Below are 1,380 nucleotides of genomic sequence, written 5' to 3'. Positions count from 1 at the left end.
CAAAAGGCAATAATGCTTTCTTGGTTGCTTCTATACATGGTCATTTAGATGTAATGAAACATCTCTTTCAACTGAAACCTGAGTTCTTAGATTCAATAGCTAGATATGAGTATAATGCATTTCTATTTGCTGTTTTTAAAGGCCACTTAGATGTAATGAAATATCTTTTACAACTTAAACCTGAATTTGTTAATTCAATTAATGCAAAAGGGAACAACGCTTTCTTGATTGCTGCATTGAAAGGCCAATTAGATGTAATGAAATATCTTTTACAACTTAAACCTGAATTTATTAATTCAAAAGGTTATAAAAAGCGTAATGCTTTTCTGATTGCTATTAGGGACAGCCATATCAGCACTGCAGAAGAAATACTTCATCATGATTCTAAGCTTATTAACTCAAAAGATGAATTTGGGATTAATGCCTTTTGTGCTAACCCTAGCGTTAATATTGCAGTATTTCTCCTATCTTATGATATCAAAGAATTCAAACCTAATTTAAATATGCGGGAAGGGTGGTTAAAAACAATAGAGCTTAGATATATCAGTGCTTTTAAAGAGCTCTCTAATATGGTTGATGACTTCGGTAAGTCATTAGTTCATATGGAGACAGCTCAGGGTACGTGGCTAAATCTTCTTCCTGCTGAAATACAACTGAATATTGCAAGTATTAACCTCCTTAAGTCATATCCTAAAATCGGGTACGCATTTTTAAATGTAAGCAATGAACAATATTTGCAACAATTAAAAAAACGGTGTGCTAGAGATATCACCCGAGAATACAGTCCTATATATACTAACCTTCCTGATAATATTGACTATATAAATGAATTAAAGCAAATACATGGCCAATTTGCCGATTTAGCGCATAACGACCATATAGCGAAAGCATCAGAGTTCATGACAACCACAGTTTTAAAAGTATATAGCGAAAATGTAAGACCTCATGAAATACCTAACGAACAGCAAATGCAAACTAGAATTAAGCAAATTGTAAATTGGTGTAGACCTATATTACAAAAAAATCAGCTTGAATTCAGCAGTTATGTATTTCCGGAGTTAAGAGGTGAAATTATGAAAGCAATGTATAAAACACTTATTGATCAACTTAATCATAATGTTCCGAAAGCTAAGATTGCCATTGAAGAAAGCATGAAGAGAGTGATACACAGTATACCTAAATCATTTGTTGAGAAGTATACAAAGATAAGTAATGGTTCGAATATGGTTGCAGCAAGTGAAAGTCTTTGGAGGAACCATTAAAGCAATTAATATATTTAATGGTCTCCTATAATTATTATAATTCTCTCGCCATGCTTCTATTTTAGGGAATATTCACTGAAATGTGTCATAATTTAGTTACCTGGAAAATTTTATTCTA

General features: G+C 32.2%; 1 protein-coding gene. It reads left to right on the top strand.

The window, feature by feature from the left end; translation table 11 throughout:
• The coding region (locus NF27_RS09390) for an ankyrin repeat domain-containing protein (protein ID WP_039458818.1) at positions 1-1,262 on the top strand (1,262 nt) is incomplete at its 5' end.
• Between the last annotated feature and the right edge of the window lie 118 nt (positions 1,263-1,380).

It is taken from the genome of Candidatus Jidaibacter acanthamoeba, assembly GCF_000815465.1.
Taxonomy (GTDB): Bacteria; Pseudomonadota; Alphaproteobacteria; order Rickettsiales; family Midichloriaceae; genus Jidaibacter; species Jidaibacter acanthamoebae.
Note: the sequence above shows the minus strand (reverse complement) of the source record. Positions and strands in the feature narration are given on the sequence as shown.